The sequence below is a fragment of the Streptomyces boninensis genome (genome assembly GCF_048572725.1).
In the GTDB taxonomy this organism is placed as follows: domain Bacteria; phylum Actinomycetota; class Actinomycetes; order Streptomycetales; family Streptomycetaceae; genus Streptomyces; species Streptomyces boninensis.
Map to the genome: position 1 here is coordinate 4830664 of NZ_CP183837.1, position 26446 is coordinate 4857109.

Here is a 26446-nt window from a genome sequence, read left to right on the forward strand (position 1 = left end):
GCGCGACAGGCATGACAGGTGTGACACTGCGACAGCTGTGACAGCTCATGCAGCACCCCCGAGATCCGGGGCGAGATAGCCGCTCGCGTCGCGGACGAGCTGGGCGTCCGTGACCATGCGCGAGCACGTCTGCCGGACCAGGCTCGATTCCAGCCCTGTCGCCTCTGCGATGTCCTTCGGCTTGGCCCCGGGGTGCTCCCGCACGTGCCGGAGGATCGCAGCGCGGGTGTCCCCGATGGTGTGGTCACCCGCGGGTCCTTCGAGTAGCTGCCAAGCGCCCGCGCCAGCGTGGAACTGAAGCGCGTACTCGGCCTCATCCACGTCGCGGCCGGTGACGTGAAGCACCCCATCGGCTTTGCCGCGGGAGCGCTTGAGTACGAGCGTCGCGTCAGCTGCGCCCGCGAGTCCGTTGGTGCCGGAGACCTCAGTGAGGAAGTCGTCCGATCCCGCCTTGCGGACGTGGTGGACCAGCACGAACGCCACGCCGTAGTGGTCCGCGAGGCGCTTGGCGTGACCCACGGCTGCGTAATCGGCGTCGTACGCAGAGGCACCCACCGGGGAGGCACCGCGCATCTTGGCGAACACGTCGATGACGACCATGCGCGCGTCGGGATTGCGGTCCAGCCAGTTCGCGATGGCCTCGTTCCCGCCCTGTGGGAGTGGCGGGCACTGCGTCGCGAGCATTAGGCCGGGCGGAGCCTGCTGCCCTCCGAGCAGCTTCCGCATTCGGGTCTGAAGACGGCGGGGGGTGTCTTCCAGCGCGAGGTAGAGCACGGGGCCGCCCACGACGTCTACGGCGTCGAGTGCCTTGCCCCCGGACGCCACTGAGAGCCCGAGCCCGAGCGACATCCACGACTTCCCCACCTTCGGAGGGCCGGCGAGCAAATTGACGCCCTCGGAGAGCAGGCCCGGCACGGCCCATTTCGGCTCCGGGAACTCCGTCGCCATGAGTTCCGATGCGCTCCAAGCCGTGCGCTGACGGATCTGTGCGGCCTTATCCGGCTGCGGCGGAAGGTCCGTCGGGACGGAATGCAGGTGCTGTGGTCCGAGCGGGTCAGTGCCGGTCATGCCGCTACCGTCCTCGGTCGATTGGCGCCAGCCCGAAGACCTGAAGCGATGGTCTTCTGGGCCTCGCGGTCCGCTTGTCCCACCCTCTGTGCGGCATCGGCGAGCCATGCCGTGACGTCCTCAGAGGTCAGCTCTCCCCCGGCAACGAGCTGCCCGAGGGCTACCGCCGCGAGATAGAGCGCGTTGTTGTGCTCGTGCGGACCAGAAGCCGTGACGCGCTTCAGCTCCCCATTCACCGCCGCCGCCAGCCACTTGCCGCGCCGGTCGGCCGCGAGAGCCACCGTTACGGGCCTCTGCGGGGGCAAGGGCGCCGGCCGCAGGAGTTCGGCGAGCCATTCAGGCAGCGCCGCCACGGGGGCCTCTCGTACGGTCTCGTACGGCCGCCCACCGAAGACGCTGCCCGCGGCCACGATGAGCCCGCCGGCGCCCCGGGTATCCACCTTCCAGCCGAGGCCATTGGCGCTGTCCCCCGTGGTGTTGCGCAGGGGCTCACTTTCCGGGGCCTCGAAATAGAGATGGGTTCCGCCGCTCCACGTGCTCACGGTGTACGTGTCGTCCGGGAAGGGCTGGCCGTGCTTCTCGCACAGAACCGCGAGGACATCGGCGCCGCTCGTGACTCCCGGTTCCGCCCACTTGGCCGGCGGAACCTCGTCCGCGCTCTTCGGCATATCGAGGTCAATGACGACCAGTCGAGACGGCCCCGTAGCGATGCCGACGTTGTACGGGGCGTGCGTCCAGCACCTACGGACGCGCTCCTGATCGGTGGTGGCGCGCTCGGACCAGTCACGGACCGCGGGGCGCTTTTCACCGGGGATCAGGGGGAAGACGTGCCAGCCCCGCGACGCAGCGTCGAGCGCTGCCCTGAGCTGTCCACTCCGTTCGGCTTCAGGCATGCTTGGAGTACTCCTAGTTCTTGAGAAGGGACGGGGAGCCGGGGCGGCCGCGGTCTTGTGGTGAGAGGCGGCCGCCTCGGGCGTCTCTAGTGGGTGGCGCTCCACAGGGCGTACTCCTGACGGACGTAGCCCCGTGGGTGCGCGATGGCCTCCGGGTGATCCACCCAGTACGGGCCGCCGTTGCTCGTCGCTCCGGGCCCAAGCCCCGCTTCCCGGTCGATTTCCATGAGCCGCTCAGCTGCCTCAGCGGCGATCACAGGAGCGTCCGGACGGTACTGGTCCTCCGCATCGGCCAGTGCAATGCGGTCGAGTACGGCGGCCTTACGCAGCCAGAAGCCGCGCCCGAGACTGCCGCCAAGCGGCCTATCGGCCACCGTGCGGGCAACCCAGCCAATTTCGCTGATGATGCTGGGCGCCTCGGCGTACGCGATGGCCGGGCTTGGGAAGTCCTCCGAGCGGGGGCCGTACTCCGCCGTGACGTACAGCCGAGCGCGCCGGCCGTCGCGGGTTGCGTACTGGCGGACTGGTCCGATGGCGAACGCGGCGGACAGGGCCTTGGTGACCTGCTCGGTGTCGGGCGGGTCGCAGATGATGCGGATCTCGAACACGGGTCAGTTCTCCTTGGGTTCGGGCAGCGGTTGCACGCTGCGGTGCTCCGGGGTGGGGCTTGGGGTGTGTTGCGGGTGCGGGCTCTGGGCGGTGGCGCCGCAGCCGTGGCAGAGCCAGAAGCCGACGGCGATGCCGAGCACGAAGAGGACTTCATGGCGGTGCAGTCGCCACCAGGACGGCTTGGCCGGGCGGGTGACGACGTATTCGACCGGGAGCGGTTTGGGCATCGGTGATGCCCCCGCTCAGCCGTAGAACCGGTTGTTCTTGAACACGGCCTTGCGCGTGTTGACCGTGGTCCCGCCGCCCCCGCCACCGCCGAAGATCTGCACGGCGACGTACAGGCCGGCGACGACGGCGACCAGGATGATCAAGTTCATCACCAGGTTGGCGAGTGCGGTGATGAAGCTGGTGAGCAGGATCAGGCCGCCGCAGACGGCGGCGAAGCCGAGCCCGGCCAGCGCGAGGTTCTTGGCCAGCGGGCTGACTGCCGCGGGCTGCGGTGTGGGGGTGAGGGGCTGCGGTGGGGTGAGGGTGTAGCCGGTGACGACGCGGCCATCGGGCAGCTGCACCTGGGTTACCTCGGGGATGCTGTCCGGCCGGGGCACCAGCGGCGCGGCGTGCGGCTGCTCGGTCGGTAACGGTATCGGGTGGTGGACCGCGGCCGGTGCGCGGCGGCGGTCCGGAACGTGGTGGGTCATCTCGGGATCTCCTGTGGTTAGTCGCCGAAGCCCTTGACGGCCTGAGCGACGGACTGAACGAGCTCGTTGATGTCGGGTGCCGCGCTGGTGTCGGCGAGGTAGAAGCCGAAGAGCGCGGCGAGTACGGCGGCTGTGGCGGTGGTGGAGCGCAGCTTGAGCATCACGGCGACGCCGATGCCGGCCACGAGCCACACGGACAGGGTCAGTTCCATGTCCGGGCCTCCTTGGCTGCGTTGACGGCCGTGCGGGCACGGTCGTCGGTCACGGCTCGGTTGGCGTGGTGGAGGCGGGCGGCGAGGTTGTACAGGTGTCGGCCGGTGCGTATGCGGTAGCCGGTGGCCTTGCAGCGGCGGCAGTCCTTGCCGCGCTTGAGCCGCCCGGTGAAGCGGCCGGTCTTGAGCTTGTGGCCCCAGCCGCGGCACTTGCGGCAGCGGCCGAACGGGCTGACCGTGCACACGGCGGCGTAACAGAATGTGATGACTAGTAGGCAGGCGATAGCGGTGCCCATGGGAGCCTCCCAGGGTTGGGTTTGGGGTGTGGAGTGGGTTTGCGCAGGTGGGCCGCTATCCGCTAGCGGCCTGATCAGATGCGGTTTAGGGCGCTAGCGGGGGCGCTAACGTTAGCGGGGGTTGCCGCTAGCGTTAGCGCCCCCGGACAGTCAGCCCGCGTCCCGGTTTCCATCACGCTCCGCAATCACGGCGGTGATGTGGGAGCGCTCAATGCCTCGCCGGTTCACCACCTTGCCGTTCACGCGGCGGCCCACCTGGACGGTGGCGATCCGGTGCGGCTTGAGCGCGGCGGCAAGGGCGTCGGGGTCCCAGCCGTCGTAGGCCTCCGGCCGCAGCTCCGCCAGCCTCGCGACCACCGTCTCCGACCACACCTTGAGCTCCTTGGCCGGAACCACCGCGAGGATGTCCGCCAGCAGATCGTAGGCCGGGGCCAGCGGCTCCGGCTCTTCTCCGAGGGCGTGGCCGGACAGGGTGCCCGCCTGCTCGCGGGCCTTGCGGGCCCGCAGCGCGATGGCATCCGCGTCCTTCGCGTCCAGGTAGACGCTGCGCACAATCCGCGCGTCGGAGCCTTCACCCACGAAGTAGTGGATGCCCTTGTCCTTCCAGGAGAACATCGTGGCCCGCACCCCGCGCTTGTACGCGGAGGTGCCCAGCACCATGTCGTTCTCCAGCTGACCCATGACCTTCAGGCACCAGCGCGCCGAGGCGTTCGCGGAGATCCCGGTCGGCAGCGCCTTCGCGTCCGGCCGCTGCGTCGCGAGCAGCAGCACGATCCCGGTCGCCGGGCCGCGCTTGACCAGGTCGGTGGCGATCTCCTCGAACTCCTTGGCATGCTCGGGGTGCTCGAAGAGGACCTGGCACTCATCCACCCCGACCACGATCGGATGCAGCCCCAAAGACCGCTTGTCCGCCAACTGGCTGGTCACCTTCGACTCCGGGCAGATGTCCCGCGGCAGCGCACGGATCGCCTTCGTGCGACGCCGCAGTTCCTCACGCAGAGCACGGAAGTCGGCGAGCACGTAGCCGATGGCCTCATCGTCATCGCCCGCGGCGTGGCGGTGCGAGACGGCGTTGCCGACCGGATCCAGGTCGCCAGTGCCCTTCATGTCGTAGGTGTGCAGCTCCGCCCGCGGATCGAGCGCCGCAATGAGCAGCAGCAGCCGGAGCAGGAACGTCTTGCCCATGCGCGGGATCGCGCCGATCACACCTGCGATGTACATGAGCGTGACCGCGACCCAGCGCCCGCGCTGGTCGGTGCCGTAGGCGACCGGCTTGAACAGATCCACGGTGCCGGTCTTCTTCAGCGGCCAGGCGGGTTGCTTGGCCTTGGACATGTCCTGATCGCCGACCCACAAAACCAGGTGCCCGGTGTGCTCATCCGGGACCGCTTCGGGCCACACGCAGCCCAGCGGCCGGCGCACACCCGACGCGAGGCGTTCGCGGCGCTCGATGATGTCGGTGACGGTGACGCCGAAGGGCAGGTTGCCCTCGCATCGCCAGCCGGGCCCGTCGCGGGTGATCGGGGCGGTGAACTCGAACCCGTCCCGGCCCCTGGCCTGCGCCTGGTTGATCGCCGGAATGCCGAGCGAACCGAGCGCGCGGAGCACGATGTTGCTGGTCAGCTTCGTGGTCTTGGACAGCTCCACCGCACGGTGGATGACCGGATCGTCGGCCTTACGGCCGGCGAACCCGAGCGCCATCGTTACCGCGCTGATCGAGACGGCTTGCAGCCACCCGGGGGCGAGTACATAGATGGCCAGCGCCGCCCCGACGCCGACGAACAGCGCCAGCACCCCGACCAGTGCGCGGGCCCGGACCCGGGCGTCGCGCTGCCGGGAGAGCTTCAGATACTCCGCGGCATCCTCGCGCCGCACGGCGGCGAGCCGGACCGGCTCCCCCTCGCGGTCGCTCACCCAGCGCAGCGAGCCGCCAACGAACTTCGCCGCCCCGGCCGGGGCCTGCATGGCGAGCCGACCGGCGTAGACCGGGGAGCGCAGCGCGTGGTAGCCGGTGGCGTGCGCGTAATGCCGCGCCACCCACGTGGTAGCCGTCTTCAGCTCCGCAAGCGAGGTCAGCCACGGCGGGACCATCGCCCGCCGCTTCGCCCCGACCAACCGACCCAGATAGCCCGGGCCGACCGCCATACCCGACTGGTCCACCATCACCCGTGCCTTGGAGTCGCCCGACGCGTCATCCGACTCGGGGGCGGAGCGGTCGGGTGCCTCGGTCGGGGTCGGGGCGCCCGACTCGGTCGGCTCGGAGTCGGGTCCTGTGTCGGGAGCCGACTCGCGGGCGGCACGGGCCTTCTCGAAATCTACGACCGCGCCGTTCGCGGCCATGTCTGCTTCGAGCCGGTTGAACAGCTCGTTGTCGTCGTCGTGGTTCACTTCTGGTGTCCTTCTGTGAGGAGGGATACAGGGTCTGGCCGCGTGCTTGGTCGGCCCAGCGGCCAGACCCCCGGCAGTCAGATGTTCAGAACGGCACGTCGGCGCGGTTGGTGTAGCAGCCGTCGCAGCGGACGTTGACCGGGTTGTTCTCCAGCGCCAGCGCGACCTGGCGGTCGTCGGTGATGTCCACCTCGAAGTAGCGGCTGCACTCGGCGCAGGCTCGAACCAGGTGGAACTGCGACCCGCCGTACGGGCTCTCGTCGTAGGTCAGCCACACCCCGGAACCGAGGGAGGCTACGGCGATCGGCTCGCGCGAAGCGCGGCCGAAGTGCTGGCCGCTGGGGTAGCCCGCCCATGCCTCGTGGGGCAGCACCCTGGACAAGGTGTCGGGGAAATAGAACGAGAGGCTGTCGCGGGCTTCCGCAATCACCGCGTTGCACTGCGCGAGGATCTGCTGCCTTTCGGCCTCTTCCGCCGCTCGCCGCAGTGCTTCGTCCTCAGCGCGCATCTTGGCGCGGTACGCCGCGGCCAGGCTGGTCAGCTCCGGCAGCAGGTTGTTGTAGAAGGTCGCGTCTACGTGTGTGGTCATCGTCGGGTCCTTGCAGGCTCGGGCCGCGGCTACGCGGCAGCGGTATTGGAGTCGGCGCACGGCACGCACACCCCGAGTGAGGCGGGGATGCAGTAGCCCGCGTCCGTGCGGCACTGCGGACAGGTGCGGCGGGCGAGCATGGCCAGCGCCAGCGCGCCCCACTTGCGGGAGGTCATCGGCCGCACCGCCTTGGCCCGGCCGATCTCGTAGAGGTAGGCGACCCGCACCCCGCCGCCCCGGCTCTGCCGCATCACCTGCGCGGCGATGTCCTGCCCGCCCGGCCGCAGGCCGCGGGCACGTAACTGCCGGCGGGTGGCCAGCCCGTCCGGGGCGAACTTCCACGGGTAAGTGGGCACGCCGTAGCGGGCGCCGTGCGGGTCGTAGCACTTGCCAAACGCGGGCGACATCAGCGACCACCCCCGACCACGTGCAGCGGCGCCGGTCCACCGTTGCGGCGCTCATCGCGCAGCGCCTCGCGCAGGGTGCGGGCATTGGCCTGCGAGCAGCCCACCGCGGTACGGATTCGCTCCGCCGTCAGCTGCTCATCCGGCCACGCGACGGTCACATCGCGTGCATCGGCGAGCAACTGCTCGGGCGTGCGCGCGGGAGGCTTGGCCTTGCGCCCCTTCCCGCCGCGCTTACGCGGCGGCTTGGGCTGCTCGGACTCCCCCGCGAGGGCCGGGGCGCTGCCGCTCGGCACCGCCAGACGGACAGGGCTGTCCAGGGCGGCGAACATGGACCCAAGGGCAGCATCGGCGCCGCTGGTGACCCGCTCACGCTGGATCTGCAGCAGCTGCGCGCCAAGCGCGTAGTCCCCGGCCCCGATGTCGCGAGCCAGTTTCCACGCCTCGCGTTCCGAGTCCTTGCGGACGCTCGCGTCCGGGTGGTTGACCGCACGGGCCCGGTGGTAGGCCAGCGCCCGAACCACGGCCGCGGCCTGCGCCTCGGCCTCGATGTCGCGACCGTCAAGGTGGACCACGATGCGACGGGCGAGGAAGGCCATACCCTCCGCGGCCACGCACATGCCCATCGGGGTCACCGCATAGATGACCGTGCGGCCGATGCCATCACCGGCCATCGCGGACATCACGGAGGCGGCGGCCGGCAGCGCCCACAGCCCCACGCGGATGATGCGCGGTGCGGCCTGGCCCAGCATAGTCAAGCCCAGCAGGACCAGGGCGAGTACCGCGGTGGCGCCCTCACCGGCGGCGACCGCACCCAGTGCGGTGCCCTGGCCGTACGCGCGGCTGACGTTGCTGAACGTCCCAATGCCCCCCGCGATGCCAGTGGCGACCATCGGCAGGAAGGCGGCGGTCAACACGGCTTTCTGCGCCGTGGTCAACGTGCGGCGGGTGTTCATGCCGCCGCTCCCTTCCGGGGGCGCAGACGCCGCTGGGCGGGCCGCGGGATGGCGATGACCTCGGCGAGCTTCGGGGCGTTGACTTCAAGTGCCCCGGTCGTCAGGTGGCTGACCCGCTCGTGCAGCTCGGGCCACTCGGCAAGGATGTCGCGTGCAGCGTCCAGGCGAGCCGCGCGCTCTGCGGGGCTCTCGTTCGGTACCCCGAGCCACAGTTCAGGCGGTGTGCCAAGGGCCAGTTCTGCGAAGTCTTCAGCTGATACGGCCTGGTGGCCGCTGACGTACGAACGCATGGTGTGCTCCAGATTCGAAGGGACGGAGAGTCGAGGCGGCCGCGGCCTGGTGGTGAGAGGTGGCCGCCTCGGGGGCACGCCGCGTGAGCGGCGGCGGATCACTCGGTCTCGCTCTCCCCGCCGTCGGGGAGCCGAGATGCGGCATCGGCGAGGCGGGCGTACACCTCGGCTGCCGCGATCAACTGGGGAACGCGTGCCTTGTCTTCCTCGGACTTCTGCCATGTCGGCTTCAGCGCGTCCTGCAGCAGCTCATCGGCCTTGCGGGCGTAATCGGCGAAGCTCATGTGGTGCCCCTTTCCGGAGGGCTGACAATGTGGCGGGCGCGCTGGGTCAGCGGGTCACGACGGGCTTGGCCAGGTCGAGGTCATTGACGGTGACCTCGAAGCCCAGCGCGCGCAGCTGCGCGGCCAGCGCCATGGCGAACGTCGGGGCGCGGTGCCGGCCGCCCGCGCACCCGACGGACACGCGCACGGTCGTCGCGCTCGGTCCGAGGGCGAACGCCGCAACGGCCGTCGCGGTGGAGTCGATCAGGGCGCCGATGCCGGGGGTGTTCAGCACCGTGGTGCGGACCTCGGCATCGTGCGCGGTCATGTACTTCAGGTCCGGGCTGATGTGCGGGTCGCGGAAGTGGTGGCGCAGGTCGATGGTCAGGTGCGCCTCCGGCGGCGGGCCTGGGTGCAAGTAACCGAACGAGATGATCCGAACAGCAGGACGCATGGCGTTCTCCCAACGAATGAAGGTGGATGTTCCGGCTCCCCTCGGCCCCGCCCGTTGGAGACGGACGAGGGAGGCAACCGGTCGGGGCGCGCGTGCACCCCGGGACCGATGGATTGCGCTGTTCGTCACGCGGTAAGCCGCGTGACCGCCTACTTGGCCGTTTGGCAGAGGAGAGGCGGCGTGATCCCCATGCAGTTGTCAAAGTGCAGTCGCTTCCTTCGAACCCGTTCCACGGGGCCCTCCGGGCGTTTGTGCAGGTCAAGCGCTTTGCTCGGACCGTCCCCTTGCAGGATCGATCCGATCTAACTTTGAGTCATAGTGCACTGTGAGCCATAGTGCGTCAAGTGCCCCCACGGAACAAGGTGCGCGGAGTGCTGGTTCTCCTTGTGCGGCTTAGGCACTATGAGCCAGAGGGCACGATGAGACGTGAGGTGCGAATGATCGAGTGGACCGGCAAGCCCGCATATCAGCAGGTGGCGGAAGACCTCCGGCGACGGATCGCCGAAGGCGAGTTCGCAGAGACCGGCATGCTGCCGTCCCTGGGGGCCCTTCAGACCGAGTACGGGATCACTGTCACGCCGGCTCGCGCGGCCGTCCGGCAGCTCAACGCTGACGGGCTGGCCGTCAGCCACCAGGGGAAGGGGGCGTTCCTCACGGCCAACGCCGTAGACGTCGCCAAGAAAACGGACCCCACGAGCGCGATCGCGGAGCTGCGGGATGAGGTGGGCCAACTCCGCAGCGCACTCGCCAAGCTCAGCGAACGCGTGACGGATCTCGAAGCCAACTGACCCGCAGTCGCGACCGAGTTGACTCGGCCGCCTGCTGACCGCTCCGACCCTGCGCCGGTCCATGAGCACCTCCTCGTTGGGGTGTGCTCAATTCCACAGCGACGGCCGGAATATCGGTATCACGAACGCCTACCCGACTTCGCTTCAGCTCGTTTTACACGAGCTCTTATACGCGCAGTATCACGAAGTTTCGCGGCGCTAGATGAGTCGCTACACTGACGCCCGTCAAGCTGCTACCCCTGGGGGGAAGATGGCTCGCAAGGAAAAGTCGAACCTGCTTAATCAGCACCGAACAAGTTTCGAACTGACCCTAGAAGAAGTCGGAGAGAAGCTGCGCGACATTGCCGAGCGGCACAAGCTGAACGTGGCTGGCAACTTCCAGACCATCTGGAGCCACGAGAACGGCACGCACCCAAATCCGCATTACCGACGTGCGTATTGCATTCTCTACCGCAGTAGCGAAACAGAACTGGGCTTCCGTCCAGCACTCCCCGGAGAGGAGCCCGCAGTGAGCATCGCCACGATAGCGCCGGAACCTACGGCGTCCGAGCCCTCCGAAGCCATCAGGAAGGCGCTCAGCAGCATTCAGGCAGGCACGGACGACGTGGATGCTGACGCCTTCCGGGAACGAATCGTCAATGCATGGCTCCGACGAACGACCGCATCAAGCGGTGTAGTCGACGTGCCTTCCGTGGTGCTTGTCGGAGGGTTTGCCGGGTCCGGGAAATCTGAGATCGCCAAGTTTCTCGGAGGGTTGACCGGCTGGACCATTCTAGATAAGGACACGCTCACGCGCCGACTCGTTGACCAACTCCTTGTAGCCCTCGGAGGCGAGGCACACGACCGGAGTTCGGATCTATATCGGGAGAAGGTTCGCCCTCTCGAATACCACTGCCTCATCGAGGTGGCGAAGGAGAATATCCGGTCCGGCGTTTCCGTCATTCTGGATGCACCGTTCATCTCGGAGTTCTCACAGCCGGACTGGATGCAGAGATTTCAGAACTTCTGCCGCCCGAGGCAGGTTGCACTTTCGACCATATGGGTTGAATGCGATCCGGAGTCCATGCGGGAGTACATTGAATTCCGGGGCGCAGCCCGCGACATGTGGAAAATGGATTCTTGGGAAGAGTACCTTGCGTCACTCGACCTCAAGTTGCGCCCGCAGGGCCCTCACTTCGTGGCGAACAACAACCTCGGCGCCGCTGTCACGCTCGTGGATGAGGCTCAAGACATCCTGAACGGTGGTGGCCTGTGAGCACCTCTGGGGTAATCCTGTACGGTCCTCCGGGCTCGGGGAAGGACACGATTACAGCTGAACTGACCCGTACCCAACCTGAGTTCACGCTCTTTCAGCGGCTTAAGGCCGGACCTGGACGCACTACCGGCTACCGGCTCACCACGTCGGAGCACATTGAGCAGCTGTCACGGATCGGAGAGATCCTGTACCGCAATGCTCGGTACGACGCCGAATACGCCATTGACCGCGCCGCACTCTCCGCGCTGGCGGACGCCGGCTGTATCCCCGTGCTACACATGGGCCAGGTCGCGGGGGCGAACGCGGTCAGTGCCTTCCCCCTCCACTGGGTGAAGGTGTTGCTTTGGTGCCCGCTTGAGGTGACCGCCGAGCGCAGCCGTGGGCGCGGCGACAAGGACGTAGAGGCAAGGCTCAAGGTCTGGCACGAAACACGGCAAGACCTCCTGGACAACCCTGGCGAGCCATGGTCACTCGTAATCCGAACCGACCAGAGCGCCCCCGAAGAGACCGCGGGCATCATCGCTGGCGCCGTGTTGGATGCCGCCCCCGCGGCGGTCCGCGATATCCGAGGGCTGGTCGAGTGACTGTTCTCGGCATCCTCCACCCCGGCAGCATGGGCGCTGCCGTGGCCGCTCAGGCAAGACGCCAAGGAACCGAGGTTCTGTGGTGCCCTGCGGGTCGCAGCGCGGCGAGCAAGGAACGAGCAGAACAACACGGGCTCACGGCCGTGAGTGACCTTGCTGCCATGACGGAGCGTGTCGACGTCATATTGAGCATCTGCCCGCCAGCCAACGCCGTGGAAGTCGCCGACGCGGTGGCAGGACTGCACTTCTCCGGGATCTACGTGGACGGAAACGCGGTCTCCCCTGAGACGGTGGCAAGGATCGGCGATGTTGTGTCCACGGCTGGCGCGACCGTCGTAGACGGTGCTGTCGTCGGCTCCCCGCCGTCCGATTCGAAGCGGGCTCGGCTTTACCTCTCGGGACCTGCGGCAGCGCTGACGGAAGTCGCTGAGATCTTCGCGGACTCAGCGGTGCACACACACTTGCTTGAGGGTGGCCTCGGGCGAGCTTCCGCCCTGAAGCTCTCGTACAGCAGCTATCAGAAGACGAGCCGAGTGCTCGTTGGGGTGGCGTACGCCCTCGCCACTGAATACGGCGTCGAAGACGAGCTACTCGATATCGCGCAGGGGCGCACGAATAGCTACCTGAGCGAGACCGACTACGTGCCGAAGACCGCGGCGCGGGCATGGCGGTGGTCGCCAGAGCTGCGGGAGGCCGCAAGTGCCCTCGCAGCGGTGAATCTGCCCCCGGATCTCGTTGAGGCTGCCGCGCGGGTGATGGGCCATTGGGCGACTGCGAAGGATCGATCTATGAACATGCGAGAGGCCCTGGACCTACTTCACGACCGCTCGGAGTAGTCCAGTGCCAGCAGCCGAGCCGTTGCAGCGGAAGCGTCCTCGGCAACCAGGTCCGGGCGGGTGTCGTCGGTGGGCCACGGTCGGCCAGCAGCGATCCATAAGGTTCGCAGTCCGACATCCCGCCCTCCTGCTATGTCGGTCGCGGCGTTGTCTCCCACCATCCAACCGCCGCCGTTCAGCTCCACGCCGCACCGTTTCGCCGCGACCTCGAAGACCACGGCCGCCGGCTTGACCTCCCCTACTTCCTCGGAGACGCACACCCCGTCGACCAGACCGGCAAGCCCGGTTCGATCGATCTTTGCCCGCTGGATATCCGTGGCTCCGTTGGTGGCGATACCCAGCGTCCATCCGGCCGCGCGTAGCTCCCCGAGACCGCGCCGCACTCCAGGGGAGCACGCCGCGTTATCCGCCACGCCGGCGGCGTACTCGCTCCACAGCTCCGCAGCTGACTCCCGGACGTCGAGAGCCGCGCGGAGCCATTCAAAGTCGCGAGGGTAGGCCCGCGAGTGCAGTGCTTCTCTGATCAGTCGCTCAGCGCCCGGGAGGCCCCTGGTCACGGCGAATGTACGGGCCCACACCTTCAGAGCCGCCTGCCGGTCGATCAAGGTGTTATCCAGGTCGAAGAGCGCGAAGTGCTGCATCTACGGGGCTCTCCTCTCTGTCACACCCACTGAGACAGGGAAGAGAGTAGAAGAACGCTGAAACACTGGGGGTGTCGCACCTGTCGCACTGTCACAGCCCCCTCGCTGACCTGCATGAATGGCCGCGACAGCAGTATGCTGTCACAGTCACACCGACCCCCCAGAGTGTTACAGCAAGCCCGGCTTGCCGGGCCCGAAAGGGTCGCAGTCGCCGCAGGCGACTTCCGCTCTGCTCGCGGCGTCGTCCGTCTCAGTTTCCGTCTCGTTCATGGCCGTCCACGCAGGTTCACGGCGGTGCGCGGTGGGTCGCCAAACCGTCTCGTGTACGGCCATGAACGTGCGTGAATCGCCCCCTGACCAGTACGAACACCACTCGAAAGCGAGTGTTGGTGCAAGCCAACCGTGGGTTCAAATCCCACCGCTACCGCTCTCACACCCTCCTGATCTGCGGAAACGCGATCAGGAGGGTGTTTTGCGTGCGGCCCGTACGATCCGGGCGACGATCTCCTCGGCGATCGTCGCCACGTCGGCGTCGACGACAAGGTCCACGTGGCCCCCGGGGTCGGCCGTGAAGACGGTCAGCCCGTCGTGCGTGACCTCGACCGTGCCGCGTTCGGTGGTGTAGAGGTCGGGGCGGAGCAGGGAGAGCGCGGTGATCGGGTCGTGCGGGACGCTCCAGGGTTCGCCGGTGAAGCCGGTCCAGGCGTCGATCTCGCGGGCGAGCGCGGCGCCGTACGCACCCGCCGCCCGGATCGCCTCGATGCCGGTCCGCTCGATGCGCAGCCGCGTGGTGATGTCCAGGCCGGTGACGACGGTGCGGATGCCGGAGCCGAAGACGATACGGGCGGCCGTGATGTCGCTGACGATGTTGTGCTCGGGCTTGGCTCCGGGGCCGAAGCTGCCGCCCATCATGTAGAGGGTGCGTACGCCCGTGGTGAAGCGGTCGTCGAGGCGGATCGCGCGGGCGATGTTGGCGAGTGGGGCGATGGCCATGACGTCGGTGGTGCCGGGGCGGGCCAGCACGGTGTCGACCAGGTAGCGGTCGGCGGCGATGTCGTCGCGTACGGGCTCGGTGTCCAGGTCGGGGAAGGCCTTGCCCTCGTGCCCTGCCCACCAGACGTCCTTGCCGGAGAGGGTCTCGCGGGCGCCGGGGACGGCGGTGAGGTCGTGGCCGGCGAGGGCGCCGAGCCGGTGGGCGAGGCGGGCTCGCAGCGTGGTGTCGCCGTAGACGGTGGTGATGCCGGTGATCCGGGCCTCGGGCGAGCCGAGCAGGACGCCGAGGGCGAGGGCGTCGTCGACGTCGCTGCCGATGTCGGTGTCGAGGAGGACGTCGGCGGGGTGGTGGTTCACGGGGTTCCTCGGGTCGGTGGGTTTCATGGCCGGCTTCATGGTGGTCACTTCAGGCCGCTGCCGGCGATGGACTGGGTGAAATACCGCTGCAGGCGCAGCAGGACGATGAGCGGGATGACGGTCAGGACGACGGCGGCGGCGAAGACCTGGCCGTAGTCGACGACCATCTGCCCCTGGAGGGTGCCGAGGGCGATCGGGCCGAGCTGCTTGTCCGGTTCGGTGCCGACGAGCAGCGGCCACATGTAGGACTGCCACTGGAAGGTGAACAGCGTCAGCCCCGCGCCGATCAGCGCGGGCCGCGACAGCGGCACGTAGATCTTCGCGAAGACGCCCCACCAGCTGAGCCCGTCCATCCGGGCCGCCTCGACGAGTTCACGCGGAATGGCAAGGAAGAACTGCCGCAGCAGGAAGATCGCCAGACCGTTGCCGATGCCGGGCAGGATCAGTCCCGCGTACGTGTTCTGCAGCCCCCAGTCGCGGAAGATGTCGGACAGCGGGATCGCGATGGCGTCGAACGGGATCATGAAGCTGAGCAGGATCACCGCGAAGACCAGCCCGCGGCCGCGGAACTCGAAGACCGAGAGGGCGAAGGCGGCCGTCGCGGAGAGCACGAGGCCGAGCAGTACGGCGATGGCGGCGACGCCGACCGAGTTGAGTACGGCGCGGCCGAAGTCGCCCTGGAACAGCGTCACGTAATTGTGCAGGGTGGCGTCGGTCGGGATCAGGCTGCGCCAGGACACCCGGTCGAGGCTGCCGAGCACCTTGGCGCCCGGGCGCAGCGATCCCGCGAGCACCCACAGCAGCGGGAGCGCGAACAGCACGCCGATGACGACGGCGGCGATGAGCGGCATGTGCCGCAGCGACGGAGACTTCGTGGCTTTCACCGGTTCACTCCTCGCCCTTGCCCTGCATCATCCGGAACTGGACGACGACCACCGCGAGCGTGATGGCGACCAGCACCACCACTTCGGCCTGGGCGTAGTTGATGTCGCCGACGCTGTAGGCGCGGCGGAACACGTCGTACATCATGAGATTCGTGGAGCCTTCGGGCCCGCCGCGGGTGAGCAGCTGCACGGGCGCGAACACCAGGAAGTTGGCGACGGTGGCGGCGACCAGCACGAAGGCGAGCGGGCGGCGCAGCAGCGGCAGCGTGACATGGCGGAACCGCTGCCAGGCGGAGGCGCCGTCGACGGCCGCCGCGTCGTAGCACTCCTGCGGAATGTCCTGGAGGCCGGCGATCAGGAACATCATCCAGTAGCCGACGCCGACCCAGGACATCAGCACGATCAGCGCGAAGAGCGCCTGCTGCGAGCTGGTGAGGAAGGGCTGCGGCGGGATGCCCATGGTGCCGAGGATCGCGTTGAGCGGCCCGTCGGGGCGGTAGAGGACGCCCCAGATGACGGCGGACACCGCGGGCGGCACGGCGATGGGCGCGAAGACCAGCGAGCGCCAGAAGCGAACGCCCGCGAACCGCCGGTTGAGCAGCACCGCGAGGCCGAGCGCGAGCAGCACCTGGAGCGGGTTGATGACCAGGCTGAACAGCAGCGTCACCCGGACGCTCTGCCAGAACTGGGGGTCGGAGAAGAGGTCGGCGTAGTTGCCCAGGCCGACGAAGGTGGTGGCGCCGTCGACGAGGCTGTGGTGGCGCAGGCTGCTGACGAGTGCCATCGCGGCGGGCAGCAGCCGCAGCACCAGAAGGGCGAGCAGCGCGGGGGCCAGGAAGTAGAGGGCGGTACGGCCCTGCGAGGCGCGGCGGCTGCGCGCGGGCCGCTTCGGGGTGTGGGTCGGTGAGGTGGTGGTCATCGCAGGCGCTCCCAGGTGCTCACCAGTTCGCCGGTGGCCTTCGCCAGCCGGGGTGCCACGGCGGAACCGTTGCGGATGTCGGAGAAGGCGGCGCCCATGACGGTCTCGAACTGCGTGTAGCCGATGCTGCGCGGCCGGCTGACGGCGGTGTGCTCAAGTTCGTACCGCATGATCGTGGCGACCCCGGCGGTGCTCTTCTCGGCCTTGCGCTCCAGGCCCGCCGCATAGGCGTCGAAGGCCTTGCGGTTCGACGGGATGAGCGGGGACGCCTCGACGGTCGCGAGGCTGCCCTTGGTGGTCAGCGCGGCGTATTCCATGAACCGCAGCGCCGCGTCGGGGTGTTCGGCGTACGGATTCACGCCCCAGGACCAGGAGTCGGTGGGGGTGACGGCGCGTCCGTCGGCGAACTGCGGCTGCGGCGCGGTGCCCCACTTGAAGGCCTTGAGTCCGGCGAAGGCGCCGAGGTTCCACGGGCCGCCGACGAAGAACGGCACCCGGCCGGAGGTGAAGAGCGCGGAGAGCTGGTACGAGGGGATGCCGCGCGGGGACGAGCCGTCGGCGAACAGGGTGCGGTACCACTCCAGGGCGTCGACCCAGCCGCGGGTGGTGACGGCGGGGGTGAGCATGTCCTTGCCGGTGATGCCGGAGCCGCCGCGGAGGGATTCGACGAGCGGCTGCAGCCCGTAATAGAGATCGGTCTGCTCCAGCACCAGCGCGTAGTCGGCGACGGCCTTGTCCATCGCCCGGCGGCCCGCCGCCTTCGTACGCTCCCAGCTCCAGCGGTCGGCGGGGGCCGCGCCCGGGAGGGCGATGCCCGCCGCGGTCAGCAGGTCCGCGTTGTAGAAGAGGTACTGGGTGGACGTCCAGATGGGCAGCGAGCGGAGCTTGCCCTGCCAGGAGCTGACGGCGTACTGCTCGGGGGTGACGGCGGCGCGGGTGCGGGCCGCGACCCGGTCGAGGTCGGTGAGGAAGCCGCGGGCGGTCAGCGCCGGGACCCGCGGCTGGTCGACGGCGTACACGTCGATCGCGCTGTCCTTGGCGGAGAGCCGCAGCTGGAGTACGTCATTGAGCTGGTCGGGAGGGACCGCGGTGTAGTCGATCCGCAGGTCGGGGTTGGCGCGCTCGAAGCCGCGGATGACCGCCCGGAAGGTCTCGGGGGTCTCCGGGCCGAGGAACCGCACCGCCGTTCTGCCGTCCGCCGTACGGCCGCCGCCCGAGCAGCCGGCCAGGGCCGCCGCGGACGCCGCGCCGAGTGCGGCGGAGAGCAGGGTTCTGCGGCTGGGAGAGCTCGTCATGCGGGCTCCCTGCCTGCGATGGACATCGGCTTCTCCAAATCGTTTTGCGTACGCTGGCTAGGCCTCCGTATGGCACGATGGCAAGCACGATACAAAACGTTTTGCGTGTTGGATAGAGTGACCTAGAACACTTGAACAGACCGCACTGGAAGAGACCGGGAGGCCGATGGTGCGCGGCGGGAGCCGGATCAAGATCGTGGATGTGGCGTCCGAAGCGGGCGTCAGCGTCACCACGGTCTCCCACGTCCTGAGCGGCCGCCGCCCGGTCTCGGCCGCCACCCGCGCGCGCGTCGAGGGCGTCATAGCGCGGCTCGGCTATCAGGCGGACCCGTCGGCGCGCGGCCTGCGCACCCAGCGCACCCGCACCCTGGGCCTGGTCGTCCCGGACATCACCAACCCGTTCAACACCGCCATCGCCGCGGGCATGCAGGAGATCGCGCTGACCCACGAGTACCTCACCGTGGTCTGCGAGGCCCCGATGGACGGCCCGCACCTGCCCGCGGTGATCCGCCAGCTGGTCGCCCGCCGCATCGACGGCATCGTCGTCGGCCGGTACGGCGCCACCCGCCAGGACCTCGACCGGATCGTGGCCTCGGGCTCGAAGCTCGTACGACTCGGCGGCCGGCTGGAGCCGGGGCTCGGCGATGTGGTGCGGGCGGCGGAGACGGAGGGCATGTACGACCTGGTCAGCCACCTCGTGGGGCGCGGCTACCGGCGTATCGCGTATATCGGCGGCGCAGCCGGGGTGGAGCCGGGCGAGGAGCGCTTCGCGGGCTACCGGAAGGCGCTGGAGGCGGCCGGGCTGCCGGTGCCGGGTGACCTCGTCGTCTGGACCAGCTTCACGCGCGAGGGCGGGCGAACGGGCGCGACGACCGTACTGAACGCCGCGGAGCCGCCGGACGCCGTGGTGTGCGCCAACGACCTGATCGCGGTCGGCGCCCTGGACACCGCGCACGCGGCGGGACTGCGCGTACCGGACGACGTGGCGATCACCGGATACGACGACATCGAGGCGGCGTCGCTGGTCTCCCCCGCACTGACCACGGTGCTCAACCCGGCGCGGGAGATCGGCCGCTCGGCGGCCCAGCTGCTGCTCGACGCGTTGGCCGGCGACGGCACGCGGGCGGCCCGGGAGATAGTCCTCGCGCATCGGCTGGTGCCGCGCGAATCGGCCTGATCTTCAATGACCCCTTAAGCGTTGGTAACGACCCGATAACGGCGCGGGCTGGCGCCTCTGACCCGCGCTTTCCTCCTGTGACCCCCACTTGCAGGAGGAGAACCCTTGAGTACCAGAGGACGGCACCGCACCGCGCGGTGGAAGCTCGGCGGCGGGGCTGCCGCTGCTGCGATCGCGCTGACGTGGACCGCGATGGGCATGCCCGGTTGGGCGAGCGAGGACGGTGGCGCGGGCGCCAGATCCGCCGCTGAGGTGGCCGCCGCTACGAAGACCGCCGCCGTGGGCGCGGTCGCGTGTGACGACGGCAAGGAAGGTGACGGCAAGGGGCGCTATCAGCCCGTGTACGTGTACCGGGCCGAGGCCGGGGCCAAGAAGTCCGGGCCCGCCGCGGTGCGGCAGGTCATATGGGACGTCGACCAGACCTTCGAGGCCAGCGCCAAGCGGTACGCCGGCTACAACGACAGCCGCCGCCCCCGCTTCGTACAGGACGCGGACTGCAAGCCCGAGGTGATGAGCGTCGCGGTCAAGGGCCTCGGCGAGGAGCACGCGATGGGCGATGTGCGCGAGAAGGCGCAGGAGGCCGTGCGGCAGAAGGTGGGCGCGGGCGCGGATGAGTGGCTCGGCACTCACCGGCTGCTGCTCTTCTACGACACGGGCAAGCCGGACGGCTGCGGCACCGCGGGGGCTCCCGGGCCCGACTCGCGCGCCGACATGCACGGCGGCTGGTCCGAGGTGTCCTGGGGCTGTGCGGGCGAGGGTGCGATGACGCACGAGATGATCCACGGCTTCGGCGTCACCCACTGCGACGAGGACAAGGCCCAGGGGAACGACCCCATTTGCCGCGGTTACGACGAGTCCCCGCGCTGTGCGTCGCCGCGCTCCGGCGCCGTGCTGGACTGCGGGCGCGACGACTTCGCGTACTTCCACCCGCGCCCGGCGAAGGGCACGCAGCTGGCCGAGAAGCCGGCGCAGAACGTGGCGCGCAGCCCGTACCTGATCCGCGACAAGGCCGCGAAGCCGGTGGCGGCGCGGCTGGCCGATCAGGAGGGCGGCAAGTGCCTTGCCGCTGACGGGTCCGGGCTCAAGCTCGCCGCGTGCGGTGGTGACGGCCAGACGTGGGTGCGGGAGATCAGCGGGCACGGCTGGTTCAAGTTCAAGCTGGGCGAGAAGTGCCTGGCCAAGGGTTCGGGCGGCAGCCCGGTGCTGGAGGCGTGCGCGCAGACGGCGAAGCAGCACTGGTGGGTCGAGGAGAACCAGGGCGATGCCCGTAACGGCTACAGCATCGTGCACCGGAGCGGCGGGGAGCCGATCGCGGTGGATGGTGCGAAGTCGTTCGTGATGAAGGGCTAGCCGCCTAGCGCGGTGCCCTCATAACGAAACCGGAGCGACGGCGAGTTGTAGTAATTCGCCGTCGTTCCGATGTCCGGGTCGTGCCGCTCGCCCTCGGCGGCCTCGTGCCAGTCGTCCAGGCCGAGGAAGTACAGGCTGCTGCCCTTCTGCGCGAAGGCGACGCGGTCGCTGCCCTCGGTGCGGAAGTACGTCCAGCGGGCCGTCGTCGCGTCGTCCTTGCAGGCGCCGCGGCGCTGGCGCACCGGGGCGCCGTCGGTCTCGGTGCCGGTGTGCGTGAGGCACATCCCGGTCGCGTAATTCCGGATCCGCACCTCCTGCGCGGCCCGGTCGACGAGCAGCTCCCACCGCTGGCTGCGGCCGCCGTCACAGGCGCTCTCGTACGGCTCGGCGCCCTCGCCCGCCGCGATGTCCATGCAGCGGCCGGTGGCGGCGACGGGGAGGGTGACACGGTCGGCGGCGGCCGGGGACCAGCTCGGGGGCGGTCCCGCGTCCCGGCTGGAGGGGGTCCTGGACGGTTTACGGGACGGCTTAGGGTCCGCCGCCCGGTCCCGGCCGCGCTCCCGGGTGGGCTCGGGGTTCGGCCCCGTGGTGGTGGCGGTGGGGACGGGCAACGGCTGCGGGGGCGGCTCGCCGCGGTCGGGGAGGACGGCATAGCCGCCGAGGAAGACGGCGATGACGGAGGCGCCTACGGCACCGGCCTTGAGCGCGGCTCCGACGCCGACGGGCGCGGAGGCAGCACCGATGCCGGCTGGTGCGGCGGCACTGGACACTGCCACCGCACCCTCACTCCCCGCCTTGATCCCGTATCCCCCAGCCCAAAGCAGCACCCCCACCGGCAGCACCGCAGTCAGCGTGCTGTTCAGCTCCCGCAGCTCCGCCCCCGCCCGCCGGCAGCGCGGGCAGTCCGCCAGGTGCCGCTCCAGTCCGCGGTGGCCGCGAGCACCCCGCCGCCCCCGACCCGCCCGCCGCAGCGACGCCGCCAGCAGCCCCGTGAAGTGCCGGCACTCCGCCGGAGTCGTCGTGTCCGCCACCCGCGCCGCCAGGTACGCCTCGCGCAGGCCCTCCCGCGCCCGCGCGGTCAGCGAGGCCGCGCCCGACGGCGTCAGGCCCAGCAGCGGCGCGATGCGGTCCGGGGACTCGCGCTCGACCGTGGAGTGCCACAGGGCCGTCTGCCAGCGTTCCGGGAGGCTGTGGAAGGCGCGTAGCACCAGGTCCTCGTCCTCGCGCCGCAGCAGCGACTCCTCGCCGCTCTCGTCCGGCGCGGAGCGCGTCAGCCAGGTCTCGAAGTCGGGGGAGAGCTCGGTGCGGCGGGCCGTACGCGCCCAGGCCCCGGCCGTGCGGCGCACGGTGGCCAGCAGGTACGGCCGCCACCCGGCCGACGGCCCGCTGCCGCCACGCACGGCGTGCAGCGCGCGGGCGAAGGCCTCCGACGTGAGGTCCTCCGCGGTGTGCGCGTCCAGCGTGCAGTGCCGGGCGTACGCGAGGACCGCGTCGCGGTGGCGGCGGTAGAGCTCGTCCAGGGCGGCGTCCGCGGCCGGGGCGGGGCCGCTTCGTATACGTGCCGTCAGGTCGGCGTCGGCAGTGGTCTCGGTCACTCTCGGGGACCTGGGGTCGGGTGGGAAAGCCATGTCTGCGGAGGTAGAGCGGGTACGGGCGGCGGCATCCCGCGGCGTTACCGGAACGTGACCCAAGCGCGGGGATCGGACAGACGTTCCCCTCCGCGCCCCGCTGGGCTAGCCTCCGTCGCCATGGCCGGAGCGTACCGTTACCGCGCCGCGCTCGTGACGGGCGCGTCCAGCGGGTTAGGGGAGAGCTTCGCGCGGCTGCTGGCCGCGCGCGGCGTCGATGTCGCACTCGTCGCGCGACGGGCGGAGCGGCTGAAGTCGCTCGCCGACGAGCTGCACGAGCAGCACGGCGTACGGGCCGAGGCGATGCCCGCCGACCTCACCGACCCGGCGCAGCGCGCGGCGGTCGAGGAGCGGCTGCGGGACGGCAGCTGCGAGCTGCTGGTGAACAACGCGGGATACGGGGCCTTCGGCCCGTACGCCGAACTGCCGCTCACCGACCAGCTGGCGGAGGTCGAGCTCAACGCGGTGGCGCTGACCCGCCTCACCCACGCCGCGCTGCCCGCGATGCTGCGGGCCGGGCGGGGCGGGGTGCTGAATGTCGCGTCGATGTCGGCGTTCGCCCCGGCGCCCGGGAGTGCGGTGTACGGGGCGACGAAGGCGTACGTCGCGGCGCTGACGGAGAGCCTGCACGCCGAGATGCGCGCGGGCGGGGTGCACGTGACGGCGCTGTGCCCGGGCTTCACCAAAACCGACGACTCGGCCGGCGGGCTGCTGTGGCTGCGCCGGGAGGCGGTGGCGCGGGCGGGCCTGGAGGCGGTGGCGGCCGGGCGGTCGCGGTGCGTGCCGGGCGCTCAGTACAAGGCGCTGGTGCCCGCGCTGCGGCTGGCGCCGCGGGGCCTGCTGCGGGCGGCGTCCCGGCGGATGTGGCGGCAGGCCGCGGGCGAGTGAGCCGGCGGGCTGCGGGCGGGTGAGCCGCCGTACGCCGGAAACGTTCCTGCAGACGTAAAAACCCCCCGCCAGAAGGAGGGGGGCGGGGGAGGCGGCATCGGGGGGACAAGCCGCCTCCCCCGATGAGGACAGACCTGCAAGTCACGCCGCGCTGGGGGGAAGCTGCAGCGGACCACGCAGTGCGGTCTGTCCCTCGCCCGTCGGAGTTCCTGCCAGACCCTCCGGGCTTGATATCCATCGTGCGGTACGTAGACGGTGTGTGGATCCCGCGAAAGACCCTGGCCTACGGGCCTTTGGTCCTGAAAACTCAGGTGAGGGCTTAACGCCCCGATAGACTCGGCGGTTGGGCCGGGGAACGGGCGGGCACGGTGGCTGTGTCGCAGGGCGCACAGAGCGCGCAAGGCGCACCGCAGGGGAGGCGGGGACGACCATGGACTTCAAGAAGATCTCACTGGCCGCGGTCGGCCTCTTCGCGGTGTATGCGATCGTCGCCTCACCGGCCCAGGCGGCCGACCTGGTCCAGGTGCTCTTCGAGTGGATCTCGCAGCTGGTCAAGGGCCTCTTCGACTTCATGGCCGACCTGCTGAATCAGGCCACCGACGAGAAATGATCCCGCTGCCGCGCCCATAGCCCCAGCGTGGCGCTCAAAGCGACCGCCAACACGGCGAATTACGGTGCTTGCACACCCTACGCAGTTCTTGTGATGCTATGACCGCTTTTCCCAAAAATGTCCGGTCGTGCAGGGGTGGAGGATTCCGTTGTCCGCGAGCGCTGCCCTACCCGCACAGCCGGGCCGGCCCACGGACACCCGGGCCCTGACCCAGGTGCTCTTCCAGGAGCTCTTCGCCCAGGAGCGCGGCACCCCGGAGCACGACCGGGTACGGGCCGCGCTGATCGAGGCCAACCTCCCCCTGGTCCGGTACGCCGCGGCCCGCTTCCGCAGCCGGAATGAGCCGATGGAGGACGTGATCCAGGTCGGCACCATCGGCCTGATCAACGCCATCGACCGCTTCGACCCGACCCGCGGGGTCCAGTTCCCCACCTTCGCGATGCCGACCGTCGTCGGCGAGATCAAGCGCTACTTCCGCGACAACGTGCGCACCGTCCACGTCCCCCGCCGCCTGCACGAGCTGTGGGTGCAGGTGAACGGCGCCACCGAGGACCTCACCACCCTGCACGGCCGCACCCCCACCACCGCCGAGGTCGCCGAGCGGCTGTGCGTCAGCGAGGACGAGGTGCGGCAGTGCCGCGAGGCCGGCCGCTCGTACCACGCCGCCTCCCTGGAGGCCGCCCAGGAGGGCGAGGGGACACCGGGGCTGCTCGACCGGATCGGCTACGAGGACCCCGAGCTGACCGGCGTCGAGCACCGCGATCTCGTCCGCCACCTGCTGGTCCAGCTCCCCGAGCGGGAGCAGCGGATCCTGCTGCTGCGCTACTACAACAACCTCACCCAGTCGCAGATCAGCGCCGAGCTCGGCGTGTCGCAGATGCACGTATCGCGGCTTCTGTCGCGCAGCTTCGCGAAGCTGCGATCCGCAAACCGGATCGATTCCTAACCTGATCGGGTAGCACTGGTACGGGGCTCCCAGGGCCTCGCACGCTGCCGATCTGCGCAGATATGTCGACTTGGCGCTAGGTCGTGTTGCTGACTTGTGACATTCTGCTGGAACTGCGTTTGCCGCGGCCCGGCCTCCGGTATTCAGGTGGAGGCTGCGCTTCTTGAACGCCGAGGAGCTCGGCTGCGACCCGACCGCGACCTCAAAGGGGGTGGCATGTCCGTAGAACTGGGCAGCACCAAGGTGATTGACCGCGACGCTCCGGCGGCTGCGAACGCTAAGACCGCAGACATCCCGGCGCCTCGGCCCTCGACAGGGGACTCCCTCGACACCCGCACGCTTTCCCGCTCCCTGTTCCTGCGGCTGGCCACGCTCGACGAGGACAGCCCGGAGCGCACCTACGTCCGCGACACCCTGATCGAACTCAACCTCCCGCTCGTCCGCTACGCCGCGGCCCGCTTCCGCAGCCGCAACGAGCCGATGGAGGACATCGTCCAGGTCGGCACCATCGGCCTGATCAAGGCGATCGACCGCTTCGACTGCGCCCGCGGCACGGAGTTCCCGACCTTCGCCATGCCGACGGTCGTCGGCGAGATCAAGCGCTACTTCCGCGACACCTCCTGGTCGGTGCGCGTCCCGCGCCGGCTGCAGGAGCTGCGCCTCGCCCTCACCAAGGCGGGCGACGACCTGTCGCAGAAGCTCGACCGCTCCCCAACCGTCCCCGAACTCGCCAAGTACCTCGGCGTATCGGAGGAGGACGTCGTCGACGGCCTGGCGGTCGGCAACGCGTACACCGCCTCCTCGCTCGACTCCCCCGCCCCGGAGGACGACGGCGGCGAGGGCTCCCTCGCGGACCGCCTCGGCTACGAGGACACCGCCCTGGAGGGCGTCGAGTACCGCGAGTCGCTCAAGCCGCTGCTGGCCCGGCTCCCGGCCCGTGAGCGGCAGATCATCATGCTCCGCTTCTTCGCGAACATGACCCAGTCCCAGATCGGCGAGCAGGTCGGCATCTCCCAGATGCACGTCTCCCGGCTGCTCACCCGCACGCTCTCCACCCTGCGGGAGGGCCTGATCGCGGACTGACCGCAGTGGTTCGCGGCCGCCCCCTTCACACCTGACGCCCCGTCAGGAACACTGGCGGGATGCGTCGGACTCTGCGCGTGCTCGCATACGTCACCGCCCCGGCCTGCGCCGGGGCGGTGCTGCTCACGGGATGCTCCGAGGGCGGCAGGCCCAGCTATGCCGCGGTGGGCGCGGAGGCCCCCGCCTCCGGCCCGGCATCGGCCAAGCCGCCCCAGGAAGACGTCTCGATGGTGCCGCTGCCGAAGGAGAAGCGCCCGGACGGCGACCGGGGCTCCTCGTCACCGTCGAAGGGCGGCGAGAGCTCGGCCTCCGGTACGGGCGGGGGCGAGGGCAGCGGCGACGGCGGCGGGTCCGGCGACGGCGGCTCGGGCGGGGGCTCGTCCCGTACGCCATCGGGCTCGGCGCCCGGCGATGACGGCTCTTCGTCCGCCTCCGGGCCGGCGGGCCCGGCCGTCCTGAAGACCGGCGACCCGAAGCTGGCCAAGACCGACAAGCGCTGGTGCAACAAGGTCACCATGCGCTTCGCGAACACCGGCGAATCCCCGATCCGCTCCGGCACCGTGACCTTCGGCACCCACGTCATCGGCGGCCTCGGCATCGACTGGGCGACGATCGAGGGCAAGCGCGAGCTGCCCGCGCCGATCGCGGGCGGGGACAGCGTCACGAAGACGTGGACGGTGTGCGTGGAGGAGTGGCGGGTGCCGATCGGCATGCACGTCGAGACGCAGGACATCGACGTGAAGTGGAAGTGAGCGGCTAGCTCAGCGCCAGCCAGGCAGCACCGGCGAGCACGACGACCACCGCGATCACTCCGACGATCACGCCGACCCGCGAGCCGCTGCTCTCCGGCGCGGCGACGCGGCGCTGCTGCTGCGGGCCGCCCTCGTCGACGAACGCGCGGAACATCTGAGTGTTGCCGGCCGGGTCGTCCATCGGTCCCGGGGCCTGTCCTTGGGGGTTGTGAGCCATGGAGCAGGACCCTAGCGAATCCGCCCCGCCCAACGGAACGAAGGCCACCGGATCTGCACACCTGAACCGCCCGGGTGATTCATTTGCGTGTAGCAACCAACAAGATTATGGTTGCCCTAAGCA

General features: G+C 69.7%; 32 protein-coding genes. 11 read left to right on the plus strand and 21 right to left on the minus strand.

Features of this window, described 5'->3' with window-relative positions; all coding sequences use genetic code 11:
- Positions 1 to 45: 45 nt before the first annotated feature.
- The 14 genes from ACNNMR_RS21895 to ACNNMR_RS21960 form a co-directional block, all read right to left on the minus strand.
- A complete protein-coding gene (locus tag ACNNMR_RS21895) occupies positions 46 to 1068 on the minus strand; it encodes an AAA family ATPase (protein ID WP_419996356.1) in 1023 nt (340 codons plus the stop codon).
- On the minus strand, positions 1065 to 1961 hold the full coding sequence (locus tag ACNNMR_RS21900) for a bifunctional DNA primase/polymerase (protein ID WP_419996357.1): 897 nt from the start codon (positions 1959 to 1961) through the stop codon (positions 1065 to 1067). Before ACNNMR_RS21900 ends, ACNNMR_RS21895 begins: the two co-directional genes overlap by 4 nt.
- Before the next feature lie 86 nt (positions 1962 to 2047).
- Positions 2048 to 2569: a hypothetical protein gene (locus tag ACNNMR_RS21905; RefSeq protein ID WP_419996358.1), complete on the minus strand. Its 522-nt coding sequence runs from the start codon at positions 2567 to 2569 to the stop codon at positions 2048 to 2050.
- Positions 2570 to 2572: 3 nt separating this feature from the next.
- Complete coding sequence (locus ACNNMR_RS21910; protein ID WP_419996359.1) at positions 2573 to 2797, minus strand: hypothetical protein; 225 nt, start codon at positions 2795 to 2797, stop codon at positions 2573 to 2575.
- Between the two features lie 15 nt (positions 2798 to 2812).
- On the minus strand, positions 2813 to 3268 hold the full coding sequence (locus ACNNMR_RS21915; protein ID WP_419996360.1) for a hypothetical protein: 456 nt from the start codon (positions 3266 to 3268) through the stop codon (positions 2813 to 2815).
- Positions 3269 to 3285: 17 nt separating this feature from the next.
- A complete protein-coding gene (locus ACNNMR_RS21920) occupies positions 3286 to 3480 on the minus strand; it encodes a hypothetical protein (protein ID WP_419996361.1) in 195 nt (64 codons plus the stop codon).
- Entirely contained in the window at positions 3471 to 3776 is a 306-nt protein-coding gene (locus ACNNMR_RS21925) for a hypothetical protein (protein WP_419996362.1), read from the minus strand. Before ACNNMR_RS21925 ends, ACNNMR_RS21920 begins: the two co-directional genes overlap by 10 nt.
- A gap of 150 nt (positions 3777 to 3926) precedes the next feature.
- The gene (locus ACNNMR_RS21930; RefSeq protein WP_419996363.1) at positions 3927 to 6164 is read right to left on the minus strand and encodes a cell division protein FtsK; all 2238 of its coding nucleotides are present in this window, start codon (positions 6162 to 6164) and stop codon (positions 3927 to 3929) included.
- 85 nt (positions 6165 to 6249) lie between these two features.
- The gene (locus tag ACNNMR_RS21935; RefSeq protein WP_419996364.1) at positions 6250 to 6753 is read right to left on the minus strand and encodes a hypothetical protein; all 504 of its coding nucleotides are present in this window, start codon (positions 6751 to 6753) and stop codon (positions 6250 to 6252) included.
- 29 nt (positions 6754 to 6782) lie between these two features.
- A complete protein-coding gene (locus tag ACNNMR_RS21940; RefSeq protein ID WP_419996365.1) occupies positions 6783 to 7160 on the minus strand; it encodes an RRQRL motif-containing zinc-binding protein in 378 nt (125 codons plus the stop codon).
- Entirely contained in the window at positions 7160 to 8113 is a 954-nt protein-coding gene (locus tag ACNNMR_RS21945) for a conjugal transfer protein (protein WP_419996366.1), read from the minus strand. The genes ACNNMR_RS21940 and ACNNMR_RS21945 overlap by 1 nt, the downstream gene beginning before the upstream one ends.
- Positions 8110 to 8403 carry a hypothetical protein gene (locus ACNNMR_RS21950; protein ID WP_419996367.1) on the minus strand — a complete coding sequence of 98 codons (294 nt, stop codon included), beginning with the start codon at positions 8401 to 8403 and terminating at the stop codon, positions 8110 to 8112. The genes ACNNMR_RS21945 and ACNNMR_RS21950 overlap by 4 nt, the downstream gene beginning before the upstream one ends.
- A gap of 98 nt (positions 8404 to 8501) precedes the next feature.
- Positions 8502 to 8687 carry a hypothetical protein gene (locus tag ACNNMR_RS21955; RefSeq protein ID WP_419996368.1) on the minus strand — a complete coding sequence of 62 codons (186 nt, stop codon included), beginning with the start codon at positions 8685 to 8687 and terminating at the stop codon, positions 8502 to 8504.
- Between the two features lie 46 nt (positions 8688 to 8733).
- Positions 8734 to 9120, minus strand: a complete 387-nt coding sequence (locus tag ACNNMR_RS21960) for a RapZ C-terminal domain-containing protein (protein ID WP_419996369.1) — start codon at positions 9118 to 9120, stop codon at positions 8734 to 8736.
- Positions 9121 to 9557: 437 nt separating this feature from the next.
- On the opposite strand from ACNNMR_RS21960, the gene ACNNMR_RS21965 reads away from it, so the two are divergent.
- The 4 genes from ACNNMR_RS21965 to ACNNMR_RS21980 all read left to right on the plus strand — a co-directional run bounded on the left by ACNNMR_RS21965 (position 9558) and on the right by ACNNMR_RS21980 (position 12583).
- Positions 9558 to 9908, plus strand: a complete 351-nt coding sequence (locus ACNNMR_RS21965) for a winged helix-turn-helix domain-containing protein (protein ID WP_419996370.1) — start codon at positions 9558 to 9560, stop codon at positions 9906 to 9908.
- 250 nt (positions 9909 to 10158) lie between these two features.
- Positions 10159 to 11163, plus strand: a complete 1005-nt coding sequence (locus tag ACNNMR_RS21970) for an AAA family ATPase (protein WP_419996371.1) — start codon at positions 10159 to 10161, stop codon at positions 11161 to 11163.
- Positions 11160 to 11747 (plus strand): guanylate kinase, encoded by a 588-nt coding sequence (locus ACNNMR_RS21975; protein WP_419996372.1) that lies wholly within the window; start codon positions 11160 to 11162, stop codon positions 11745 to 11747. The genes ACNNMR_RS21970 and ACNNMR_RS21975 overlap by 4 nt, the downstream gene beginning before the upstream one ends.
- 29 nt (positions 11748 to 11776) lie before the next feature.
- Positions 11777 to 12583: a DUF1932 domain-containing protein gene (locus ACNNMR_RS21980; protein WP_420000434.1), complete on the plus strand. Its 807-nt coding sequence runs from the start codon at positions 11777 to 11779 to the stop codon at positions 12581 to 12583.
- Here the strand turns inward: ACNNMR_RS21980 and ACNNMR_RS21985 are convergent.
- The 5 genes from ACNNMR_RS21985 to ACNNMR_RS22005 form a co-directional block, all read right to left on the minus strand.
- Positions 12565 to 13224, minus strand: a complete 660-nt coding sequence (locus ACNNMR_RS21985) for an HAD family hydrolase (RefSeq protein ID WP_419996373.1) — start codon at positions 13222 to 13224, stop codon at positions 12565 to 12567. The genes ACNNMR_RS21980 and ACNNMR_RS21985 overlap by 19 nt on opposite strands.
- Before the next feature lie 459 nt (positions 13225 to 13683).
- Positions 13684 to 14601: a nucleoside hydrolase gene (locus ACNNMR_RS21990; protein WP_419996374.1), complete on the minus strand. Its 918-nt coding sequence runs from the start codon at positions 14599 to 14601 to the stop codon at positions 13684 to 13686.
- A 17-nt stretch (positions 14602 to 14618) separates the two neighbouring features.
- Entirely contained in the window at positions 14619 to 15458 is an 840-nt protein-coding gene (locus ACNNMR_RS21995) for a carbohydrate ABC transporter permease (RefSeq protein WP_419996375.1), read from the minus strand.
- 4 nt (positions 15459 to 15462) lie between these two features.
- Positions 15463 to 16377, minus strand: a complete 915-nt coding sequence (locus tag ACNNMR_RS22000) for a carbohydrate ABC transporter permease (RefSeq protein WP_419996376.1) — start codon at positions 16375 to 16377, stop codon at positions 15463 to 15465.
- On the minus strand, positions 16374 to 17672 hold the full coding sequence (locus ACNNMR_RS22005) for an extracellular solute-binding protein (RefSeq protein ID WP_419996377.1): 1299 nt from the start codon (positions 17670 to 17672) through the stop codon (positions 16374 to 16376). Before ACNNMR_RS22005 ends, ACNNMR_RS22000 begins: the two co-directional genes overlap by 4 nt.
- A gap of 166 nt (positions 17673 to 17838) precedes the next feature.
- On the opposite strand from ACNNMR_RS22005, the gene ACNNMR_RS22010 reads away from it, so the two are divergent.
- A complete protein-coding gene (locus ACNNMR_RS22010; protein ID WP_419996378.1) occupies positions 17839 to 18849 on the plus strand; it encodes a LacI family DNA-binding transcriptional regulator in 1011 nt (336 codons plus the stop codon).
- Positions 18850 to 18954: 105 nt separating this feature from the next.
- On the plus strand, positions 18955 to 20199 hold the full coding sequence (locus tag ACNNMR_RS22015; RefSeq protein ID WP_419996379.1) for an RICIN domain-containing protein: 1245 nt from the start codon (positions 18955 to 18957) through the stop codon (positions 20197 to 20199).
- Here ACNNMR_RS22015 and ACNNMR_RS22020 read toward each other — a convergent pair.
- Positions 20196 to 21794 carry a sigma-70 family RNA polymerase sigma factor gene (locus tag ACNNMR_RS22020; RefSeq protein ID WP_419996380.1) on the minus strand — a complete coding sequence of 533 codons (1599 nt, stop codon included), beginning with the start codon at positions 21792 to 21794 and terminating at the stop codon, positions 20196 to 20198. The two genes, ACNNMR_RS22015 and ACNNMR_RS22020, sit on opposite strands and share 4 nt — an antisense overlap.
- Positions 21795 to 21947: 153 nt before the next feature.
- Here ACNNMR_RS22020 and ACNNMR_RS22025 point away from each other — a divergent pair, with 153 nt between their 5' ends.
- The 5 genes from ACNNMR_RS22025 (at position 21948) to ACNNMR_RS22045 (ending at position 26106) form a co-directional block, all read left to right on the plus strand.
- Positions 21948 to 22715: an SDR family NAD(P)-dependent oxidoreductase gene (locus ACNNMR_RS22025; RefSeq protein WP_419996381.1), complete on the plus strand. Its 768-nt coding sequence runs from the start codon at positions 21948 to 21950 to the stop codon at positions 22713 to 22715.
- Positions 22716 to 23145: 430 nt separating this feature from the next.
- Entirely contained in the window at positions 23146 to 23325 is a 180-nt protein-coding gene (locus tag ACNNMR_RS22030) for a hypothetical protein (RefSeq protein WP_419996382.1), read from the plus strand.
- 148 nt (positions 23326 to 23473) lie between these two features.
- Positions 23474 to 24271, plus strand: coding sequence for an RNA polymerase sigma factor SigF (locus ACNNMR_RS22035; RefSeq protein ID WP_419996383.1), 798 nt, complete (start codon positions 23474 to 23476; stop codon positions 24269 to 24271).
- Between the two features lie 216 nt (positions 24272 to 24487).
- Positions 24488 to 25354, plus strand: a complete 867-nt coding sequence (locus tag ACNNMR_RS22040) for an RNA polymerase sigma factor SigF (RefSeq protein ID WP_419996384.1) — start codon at positions 24488 to 24490, stop codon at positions 25352 to 25354.
- 59 nt (positions 25355 to 25413) lie between these two features.
- Positions 25414 to 26106 (plus strand): hypothetical protein, encoded by a 693-nt coding sequence (locus ACNNMR_RS22045; protein ID WP_419996385.1) that lies wholly within the window; start codon positions 25414 to 25416, stop codon positions 26104 to 26106.
- 4 nt (positions 26107 to 26110) lie between these two features.
- Here ACNNMR_RS22045 and ACNNMR_RS22050 read toward each other — a convergent pair whose 3' ends face one another.
- Positions 26111 to 26323 carry a hypothetical protein gene (locus ACNNMR_RS22050; RefSeq protein ID WP_419996386.1) on the minus strand — a complete coding sequence of 71 codons (213 nt, stop codon included), beginning with the start codon at positions 26321 to 26323 and terminating at the stop codon, positions 26111 to 26113.
- Positions 26324 to 26446 lie beyond the last annotated feature (123 nt).

What these genes read in the sequence shown, in the direction of transcription:
- ACNNMR_RS21895 (WP_419996356.1), bottom strand. Translation starts at nt 1,068, where the DNA reads ATGACCGGCACTGACCCGCTCGGACCACAGCACCTGCATTCCGTCCCG.
- ACNNMR_RS21900 (WP_419996357.1), bottom strand. Translation starts at nt 1,961, where the DNA reads ATGCCTGAAGCCGAACGGAGTGGACAGCTCAGGGCAGCGCTCGACGCT.
- ACNNMR_RS21910 (WP_419996359.1), bottom strand. Translation starts at nt 2,797, where the DNA reads ATGCCCAAACCGCTCCCGGTCGAATACGTCGTCACCCGCCCGGCCAAG.
- ACNNMR_RS21915 (WP_419996360.1), bottom strand. Translation starts at nt 3,268, where the DNA reads ATGACCCACCACGTTCCGGACCGCCGCCGCGCACCGGCCGCGGTCCAC.
- ACNNMR_RS21920 (WP_419996361.1), bottom strand. Translation starts at nt 3,480, where the DNA reads ATGGAACTGACCCTGTCCGTGTGGCTCGTGGCCGGCATCGGCGTCGCC.
- ACNNMR_RS21925 (WP_419996362.1), bottom strand. Translation starts at nt 3,776, where the DNA reads ATGGGCACCGCTATCGCCTGCCTACTAGTCATCACATTCTGTTACGCC.
- ACNNMR_RS21935 (WP_419996364.1), bottom strand. Translation starts at nt 6,753, where the DNA reads ATGACCACACACGTAGACGCGACCTTCTACAACAACCTGCTGCCGGAG.
- ACNNMR_RS21940 (WP_419996365.1), bottom strand. Translation starts at nt 7,160, where the DNA reads ATGTCGCCCGCGTTTGGCAAGTGCTACGACCCGCACGGCGCCCGCTAC.
- ACNNMR_RS21945 (WP_419996366.1), bottom strand. Translation starts at nt 8,113, where the DNA reads ATGAACACCCGCCGCACGTTGACCACGGCGCAGAAAGCCGTGTTGACC.
- ACNNMR_RS21950 (WP_419996367.1), bottom strand. Translation starts at nt 8,403, where the DNA reads ATGCGTTCGTACGTCAGCGGCCACCAGGCCGTATCAGCTGAAGACTTC.
- ACNNMR_RS21955 (WP_419996368.1), bottom strand. Translation starts at nt 8,687, where the DNA reads ATGAGCTTCGCCGATTACGCCCGCAAGGCCGATGAGCTGCTGCAGGAC.
- ACNNMR_RS21960 (WP_419996369.1), bottom strand. Translation starts at nt 9,120, where the DNA reads ATGCGTCCTGCTGTTCGGATCATCTCGTTCGGTTACTTGCACCCAGGC.
- ACNNMR_RS21965 (WP_419996370.1), top strand. Translation starts at nt 9,558, where the DNA reads ATGATCGAGTGGACCGGCAAGCCCGCATATCAGCAGGTGGCGGAAGAC.
- ACNNMR_RS21970 (WP_419996371.1), top strand. Translation starts at nt 10,159, where the DNA reads ATGGCTCGCAAGGAAAAGTCGAACCTGCTTAATCAGCACCGAACAAGT.
- ACNNMR_RS21980 (WP_420000434.1), top strand. Translation starts at nt 11,777, where the DNA reads ATGGGCGCTGCCGTGGCCGCTCAGGCAAGACGCCAAGGAACCGAGGTT.
- ACNNMR_RS21985 (WP_419996373.1), bottom strand. Translation starts at nt 13,224, where the DNA reads ATGCAGCACTTCGCGCTCTTCGACCTGGATAACACCTTGATCGACCGG.
- ACNNMR_RS21990 (WP_419996374.1), bottom strand. Translation starts at nt 14,601, where the DNA reads ATGAAACCCACCGACCCGAGGAACCCCGTGAACCACCACCCCGCCGAC.
- ACNNMR_RS22000 (WP_419996376.1), bottom strand. Translation starts at nt 16,377, where the DNA reads ATGACCACCACCTCACCGACCCACACCCCGAAGCGGCCCGCGCGCAGC.
- ACNNMR_RS22005 (WP_419996377.1), bottom strand. Translation starts at nt 17,672, where the DNA reads ATGACGAGCTCTCCCAGCCGCAGAACCCTGCTCTCCGCCGCACTCGGC.
- ACNNMR_RS22010 (WP_419996378.1), top strand. Translation starts at nt 17,839, where the DNA reads ATGGTGCGCGGCGGGAGCCGGATCAAGATCGTGGATGTGGCGTCCGAA.
- ACNNMR_RS22025 (WP_419996381.1), top strand. Translation starts at nt 21,948, where the DNA reads ATGGCCGGAGCGTACCGTTACCGCGCCGCGCTCGTGACGGGCGCGTCC.
- ACNNMR_RS22030 (WP_419996382.1), top strand. Translation starts at nt 23,146, where the DNA reads ATGGACTTCAAGAAGATCTCACTGGCCGCGGTCGGCCTCTTCGCGGTG.
- ACNNMR_RS22040 (WP_419996384.1), top strand. Translation starts at nt 24,488, where the DNA reads ATGTCCGTAGAACTGGGCAGCACCAAGGTGATTGACCGCGACGCTCCG.
- ACNNMR_RS22045 (WP_419996385.1), top strand. Translation starts at nt 25,414, where the DNA reads ATGCGTCGGACTCTGCGCGTGCTCGCATACGTCACCGCCCCGGCCTGC.
- ACNNMR_RS22050 (WP_419996386.1), bottom strand. Translation starts at nt 26,323, where the DNA reads ATGGCTCACAACCCCCAAGGACAGGCCCCGGGACCGATGGACGACCCG.